The sequence below is a fragment of the Thermomonas sp. LB-4 genome (genome assembly GCF_036409385.1).
In the GTDB taxonomy this organism is placed as follows: domain Bacteria; phylum Pseudomonadota; class Gammaproteobacteria; order Xanthomonadales; family Xanthomonadaceae; genus Thermomonas.
The window spans coordinates 320764-327462 of record NZ_JAXOFT010000002.1; the positions used below are offsets into that span (position 1 = coordinate 320764).

General features: G+C 65.5%; 7 protein-coding genes and 1 pseudogene. 6 read left to right on the forward strand and 2 right to left on the reverse strand.

Annotated features, from left to right (window positions below; translation table 11 throughout):
- Position 1: 1 nt before the first annotated feature.
- A complete protein-coding gene (locus SPK54_RS03255; protein ID WP_330946482.1) occupies positions 2-349 on the forward strand; it encodes a hypothetical protein in 348 nt (115 codons plus the stop codon).
- Between the two features lie 36 nt (positions 350-385).
- On the opposite strand, the gene greB is transcribed toward SPK54_RS03255, so the two are convergent.
- Entirely contained in the window at positions 386-892 is a 507-nt protein-coding gene (gene greB, locus SPK54_RS03260) for a transcription elongation factor GreB (protein WP_330946483.1), read from the reverse strand.
- 4 nt (positions 893-896) lie between these two features.
- Positions 897-2411, reverse strand: coding sequence for a helicase HerA-like domain-containing protein (locus SPK54_RS03265; RefSeq protein WP_330946484.1), 1515 nt, complete (start codon positions 2409-2411; stop codon positions 897-899).
- A gap of 125 nt (positions 2412-2536) precedes the next feature.
- Here SPK54_RS03265 and SPK54_RS03270 point away from each other — a divergent pair, with 125 nt between their 5' ends.
- The 5 genes and pseudogenes from SPK54_RS03270 to SPK54_RS03290 all read left to right on the forward strand — a co-directional run bounded on the left by SPK54_RS03270 (position 2537) and on the right by SPK54_RS03290 (position 6325).
- On the forward strand, positions 2537-4057 hold the full coding sequence (locus SPK54_RS03270) for a transglycosylase SLT domain-containing protein (protein ID WP_330946485.1): 1521 nt from the start codon (positions 2537-2539) through the stop codon (positions 4055-4057).
- Positions 4058-4272: 215 nt separating this feature from the next.
- Entirely contained in the window at positions 4273-4620 is a 348-nt protein-coding gene (locus SPK54_RS03275) for a TfoX/Sxy family protein (protein ID WP_330946486.1), read from the forward strand.
- A 492-nt stretch (positions 4621-5112) separates the two neighbouring features.
- Positions 5113-5265 (forward strand): annotated as a pseudogene (locus SPK54_RS03280) (excalibur calcium-binding domain-containing protein); the annotation flags it as partial.
- 135 nt (positions 5266-5400) lie between these two features.
- Positions 5401-5709 (forward strand): hypothetical protein, encoded by a 309-nt coding sequence (locus tag SPK54_RS03285; protein WP_330946487.1) that lies wholly within the window; start codon positions 5401-5403, stop codon positions 5707-5709.
- A gap of 130 nt (positions 5710-5839) precedes the next feature.
- On the forward strand, positions 5840-6325 hold the full coding sequence (locus SPK54_RS03290) for a nuclear transport factor 2 family protein (protein ID WP_330946488.1): 486 nt from the start codon (positions 5840-5842) through the stop codon (positions 6323-6325).
- Positions 6326-6699 lie beyond the last annotated feature (374 nt).

Consider the following 6699-nt stretch of genomic DNA (forward strand, 5'->3'; position numbering starts at 1 on the left):
CATGAAGCTTGAAGTCCGCCTTGCCCAGTGGCTGCTGGCCGCCGTCTTCCTCGTCGCCGGCGGTTTCCGCCTGTGGCAGGCGCTGCGTGGCGTCCCGATCGGCAACGACACGCTGTTGCTGAGCACTGCCGAAGTCCTGCTGGGCGTGCTGCTGGCTGCCGGCTGGCAGCTGCGCGCGGTGGCCCTGTTTGCCGCCGCCCTGCTGGTGGCCGAAGCGGTGCTGTCGCACCCGTTCTGGCGCCTGTCCGGCGGCGCGCAGGTGGCGCAGCTGCTGCAGTTCATGAAGAACATGGGGCTGGTGGGCGGGCTGGTGCTGCTGTCCGGCGCCGGCGGCGCCAAGCGGCGCTGACGCGGGTTGCGTGCGCGGCGGGCGCGTGTCGCCCGCCTACGCGGACGGGTAGGCCACTTCGATGATCGCGTAACGCACGGTGCCGCCCGGCAGCGGCGCTTCGAACTCGTCGTCCACCCGCTTCTTCAGCATCGCCCGCGCCAGCGGTGCGTCGATGCTGACCCAGCCCAGCTTGGCGTCGGTTTCGTCGGGTCCAACGATGCGGTAGCGCACCAGCTCCCCACTGGCGGTGTTTTCCAGCTCGACCTGTGCGCCGAAGAACACCGCCTCGCGGTCTGAGGGCGCGGCGTCCACCACCTTCAGCACCTCCAGCCGCTTGCTGAGGTAGCGCACGCGGCGGTCGATCTCGCCCAGCTGCTTCTTGCGGTAAGTGTATTCGGCGTTCTCGGAACGATCGCCTTCGGCGGCGGCTGCCGCCAGCGCCTTCACCACTTCCGGGCGCTTCACCCGCCAGAGTTCGTCCAACTCGGCCTTCAGCCGGTCGTGGCCTTCGCGGGTGATCAGCGCCGTGCTTTTCTCGGCGGGGGGACGCCAGCGGCCCATGCGCTCAGCGCTTGCCGCCGAAGATGCCGCCCAGCAGGCCGCGCAGGATCTGCCGGCCCACCTGGCTGCCCACCGTGCGCGCGGTCTGCTTGGCCATGGTTTCGATCATGCCCTGGCGGCGCTTGGTGCCGAACAGCGCGTCCTTCACCGTCTGGCCGAAGCCGTTGCTGTTCTCTGCCGCTTCGTTGTCCGCGGTCTTCGCGGCTGGCGCCTGCGCCTGCACCGCCTTGGCCTCGGCCTTCTGCGCCAGCAGCTCGGCGGCGGAATCGCGGTCGATGCGGGTGTCGTACTTCATCCCCACCGGGCTGCCGGCGCGCACCTGCATGCGCTCGGCATCAGTGATGGCGCCCATCCGGCAGCGCGGCGGCGCGATCAGGGTTTTCTCCACCGGCATCGGCACCCCCTTGTCCAGGAGCATCGACACCAGTGCCTCGCCGGTGCCCAGCTGGCCGATAGCCTGCGCCACGTCCAGCCCGGGGTTGCTTACGAAGGTCTCGGCGGCGGTCTTCACGGCCTTCTGGTCGCGCGGGGTATAGGCGCGCAGCGCGTGCTGCACGCGGTTGCCCAGCTGTCCCAGCACGTTGGCCGGCACGTCGTCCGGGAACTGCGAGCAGAAATACACGCCCACGCCCTTGGAGCGGATCAGCCGCACCACCTGCTCGATGCGCTGCTGCAGCGCGGCCGGGGCGTCGTCGAACAGCAGGTGCGCCTCGTCGAACACGAACACGAGCTTGGGCTTGTCCAGGTCGCCCACTTCCGGCAGGTTCTCGAACAATTCCGACAGCAGCCACAGCAGGAAACTGGAATACAGCCGCGGCTTCAGGATCAGCTGGTCGGCGGCAAGGATGTTGACCACGCCGCGGCCGTCTGGGGTGGTGCGCATCAGGTCGGCCAGCTCCAGCGCGGGCTCGCCGAAGAACATGTCCGCGCCTTCGGCTTCCAGCCGCAGCAGCGCGCGCTGGATGGCGCCGATCGACGGCGCGCTGACCAGCCCGTAGGAAGTGCTGATGTCCTTGCGCTCGTCGGCGATCAGGCCCAGCAGCGCGCGCAGGTCTTCCAGGTCGAGCAGCAGCAGGCCGCGGTCGTCGGCCAGCTTGAACACGATGTCGAGCACGCCGCCCTGGGTGTCGTTCAACTCCAGGATGCGGCCCAGCAGGGTGGGGCCCATCTCGCTGACGGTGGTGCGCACGGGATGACCGGACTTGCCCCACAGGTCCCAGAACACCACCGGCGCCGCTTCGTTGCGGTAGTCGCTGATGCCCATCTGGTCGATGCGCGCCTGCAGTTTCTCGCTGGTGGTGCCCGGCACCGCCAGCCCGGCCACGTCGCCCTTCACGTCGGCCAGGAACACCGGCACCCCGATCCGGCTGAAGCCTTCGGCCAGCGTCATCAGCGTCACCGTCTTGCCGGTGCCGGTGGCCCCGGCCACCAGCCCGTGGCGGTTGCCGTACTTCGGCAGCAGCACCACGTTGCCGCTGGTTTCGGTGGTGATGGCCTTGCCGACGAAAATGGGATCCATTGCGCGCGTCATCCGGGAGGGTCGCCGGATTCTATGCGAACGCGTGCGCATTCATGGATGGCGCGGGTTGCCGCCGCGCAGCGGGCGCGGCTACCCTGCCAGCCCCCTTCGCAAGACCACGCCTGATGTCCCTTCGTCCGTTGCCCGCGATCGCCACGCTCTCCTTCACCCTGCTGGCCGGGCTGGCCGCGCCCGTTGCACAGGCGCAGTCCAAGCGCGAACAGGCGGCGGTGGCGGTGTTGCAGCAGCGCATGGACGCCGCCGAGAAACGCTACCGCGACGCCATGCTGGCGGTGGACGAGGAAGCCGCGGCCGCGGCCACCAGCATCGCGCTGGCGGAAATGAAGGGCGTGGTGGATGCCTGCGCGAAGCAGCACGGCTGCTCGGTGGAAACCATGCTGGCCACCTACGAGCGGCTGCTGAAGGCCACCCCGCAGTTCGACGACGCCACCGCCGAAGACGGCAACGCCGACCCCATCGACGAATCCGACCTCGACGACGTGGACGTGCCCGATTCCGCCAACGCCGCCTCGCTGCTCAGCGAGGAAGGCCAGCGCTTCGTGAAGATGGTGCAGTTCAACCCGGCGGTGCAGGCCGGCATCCGCCGCTGGCTCACCGACATGCGGCCGTCGCTGATGGACAGCTACGAGAACTACCGCTACATGCAGCACCTGATGTCGCCGGCGTTCAAGCAGCACGGCCTGCCGGAAGCGCTGCTGTTCGGGATCATGGCGAAGGAATCCAACGGCAAGGTGCACGTGGGCTCGCGCGCGGGCGCGGTGGGGCCGCTGCAGTTCATGCCCGCTACCGGCCGCCGCTTCGGCCTGGGCTTTGATGGCACCGGCTTCGATACCCGCTACGACCCGCGCGCCTCCGCCGACGCCGCCGCGAAGTACCTGCAGGAGCGCATGGCCCAGCTCAACAACAGCATCGAGCTGTCGCTGGCCGGCTACAACGGCGGCGAGGGCCGCGCCCTGCGCGTGTTCCGCGAGACCGGCGGGCGCAGCTTCTGGGACGTGGACGTGTACAACCAGTTCCCGGCCGAAACCAAGGACTACGTGCCGATGGTGATCGCCGCCGCGTGGCTGTTCCTGCACCCGAGGGACTACGGCATCCGCTGGCCGCGGGTCAGCGCCCGCCCGGCCACCGTCACCCTGTCGCAGCCGGCCTCGCTGTACCAGCTCACCATCTGCCTGGGCAACTGGGGCTCGCGCGACGGCTACCTGCGCGCGCTGCGCAACCTCAACCCGCGCTGGCAGCCCGGCGAACTGCTGCCGGCCGGTACCGCGCTGAACGCCACCACCCGCATCGCCTGGCTGTACCGCTTCAACTGCACCCGCGGCAAGCGGCTGGAGCTGGCCCAGCAGTTGATGGCCAGCGACGTGCGCTCGGCGCTGGTGCGCGTGGGCGACCCCACGCCCGCCAACGGCCCGGCCGCCAGCGACGCGCCGGCCGCCGCCCCCGCGGCGCGCGCACCGGCCAAGCCCAAACCCCGCACCTACAAGGTGCAGCGCGGCGACACCCTCGGCGGCATCGCCCGCAAGCAGCAGTGCAACCTTGCCGATCTGGCCAAGGCCAACCGCCTGAAGAAGCCGAGCTATGCCATCAAGCCCGGCCAGGTGTTGAAACTGGAAGGCTGCGGTTGAGGCCGGCCGCGCGGCTTCGCCGCGCTTGTTGCCCGTCATTCCCGCGAAAGCGGGAATCGATCTTCCCCCGTCATCCCCGCTTTTGGCTCGTCATCCCCGCGAAGGCGGGGATCGCTCTTTGCTCGTCATTCCCGCGAACGCGGGAATCGCTCTCGCCCATACGCCCGCGCTATCGTGGAAGCCCGCCGGCGCCCCCGGCCGCACGCTTCCGCGCCATGGCCACCGACACCGACTTCATCGCCTACATCACAGAACAGGCCGGCCTTGGCGCCCGCCTGACCCACCGCCGCATGTTCGGGGAATACGCCCTGTACGTGGACGAAAAGGTGGTGGCCTTCGCCTGCGACAACAGTCTGTTCGTCAAACCCTCCGCCGCCGCCACCCGCCTGGCCCCGCAGCTGCCGCAGCGCCCGCCGTACCCCGGCGCCAAGGATTACCCGGTGGCCGACGAGCTGCTGGACGACGGCGAACGCCTGCGGGAATTGCTGCTGGAAACGGCGCTGCTGATGCCGGCGCCGAAGGTGAAGAAGGCGAAGGCGGCCGGGAAGGCGAAGAAGAAATAGCCCGGGGATTTGCAGGGGGCTGGTTGGGGCGATATGTTCCGCAAATGGGGCGTTGCGCTGCCGAGGATTTGAGCACGTATGCGCTTGAGAGGGTCGCGGCGCTTCGTTTGGAGCGAACGGGCGGCGGGGTGCCTGCTTCGCGTTGGCGGGGTAGGTGGGGAATTTCATCATCTGGGTTAGGCCTCATTTTTGAGGGCTAATCAGGCGTTAGGCCTTGCAAACAAACGAGATCGCAACGTGAAGATGATTATTGCAGCCGTAATGCTCGTCGCTATTGCCGGACTATGGCAGTACAACAGGAACATCAGCGCGCAAAATGAAAAAGCGGCAATTGCCGCGCGGAACCACAAGCCATTCCGGCCAGTTGGCTCTCACCTAGATCGATCTCCAGCCGCAGCAAACTCATATGCCGCCACACAGCCATCCCCATCTACAAGCGCGGCGCCACAGTCAATCGAGCCCATCCACTCACCGCCGCCTGCGGTTCCCCATCCAACTGCAGCGCAGTACGTCTGCGACGGGCGAACACATTGCTCACAAATGCGGTCATGTGAAGAGGCCATATATTTTATTCAGCACTGCCCCAACACAAAGATGGACGGCAACAATGATGGCGTTCCCTGCGAAAAGCAGTGGTGCAACTAACGGGAGCAAGGCCTAACAATTCGTTCAAGCCGAGACCGCTTCGCGGCCTCGGCGTGGCGTCGTAGACTGTGCCATCGCCGCGGCCGCAAATCGGTCCGGCTTAACTCAGGCGTTAGCTAGCAATGGAAGGTTTCCGTGGCCCACACTGATCAGTCTATCGACACTCTTGTTTCTATCAGTGGAACCCTTGCCAGCATTGGCCTTGCGCTCGTGGCAATTCTTGTTTCAAAGGCTTCGATCGATCATGTAGAGATGATCGCTGACGATCTTTTCCTCTTCTCGTCGCTCGGCTTTCTTTTTGTGGTTGTCCTGGGCTACCTCGCCCAAAAACAACAAGGCACATCAAGATCCGCAAGACTGCTGATTGCCGCCGAATGGACTTTTTCCGCCTCACTCGCAACCATCGTGATCGGTGCGATCGCAATGGTCTATTCAACCGTTTAAAGCGTTGCTAGCTAACAATTCGTTCAAGCCGAGCCCGCTTCGCGGTCTCAGGCGCGACCGGACCGCATCGGGCGGGCCGGCTTAACTCAGGCGTTAGACCGCTAAACATCTATCCGGGAGGCCGTGGTCTATGAATCGTTTGATAGTCGCTGCTGTCGTTTTCTCACTGATGGCGGTGGCAGGTCCGTCGCCGGGACAGAACGCTTCGGAGCCCGGCGCCGTCAAAGACCTTCCCAGTGTTGAGTTACCGCCTGAATTAGATCGAGTGCTTCGTGACTATGAGCGCGCGTGGCGTGCGGGCGACGCCGTGGCTCTGGCTTCGCTATTCGCGCAAGATGGATTCGTGCTGCAAAGCAACCGCCCACCAATTCGCGGACGCGAAGAGATCCTAGCGGAGTACAAAGGCTTAAAGGGTAGTCCACTGCAGTTGCGCGCGCTTGCTTTTAGTTCGGAGGATACGATTGCCTTCATCATCGGCGGCTACGACAGTGATGATCACGGCGACATCGGCAAGTTCACTCTTACACTTCGCCGATCGCCTGGTAAACCGTGGCTGATCTACTCGGACATGGAGAACATGAACTCTGCACCGCAACGTCGCCCACCGGCGGACTGATGTTCATGGGCGCGCGGTCTAACAATTCATTCAAGCCGACGCCGCTTCGCGGCGCGGCTTAATTCAAGCGTTATGCGTCGGTTGGATTGGTTTCAGTGGTGATCTCGCTGCGGCGCTTGGTTGCGCTCAACTGACTGAGGGATGCTGCACTTGTCAGTTGTCGCAAGAGCATCCACGCCGCGACCTGCTCTCGCCCTTCCAACTGGTTCCCGCTTCGGAGTTCTTGTGGAAACAAACCCACCTAGCAAGCGGCTTCGGGTTGCTCTACAGTCACATAACGAGTCATTCAAGCCGACGCCGCTTCGCGGCGCGGCTTAATTCAGCAACTGTCTTGTGATCCAGCCGTTCAGGCCAAGAGCCTGCCATCTGCGCGC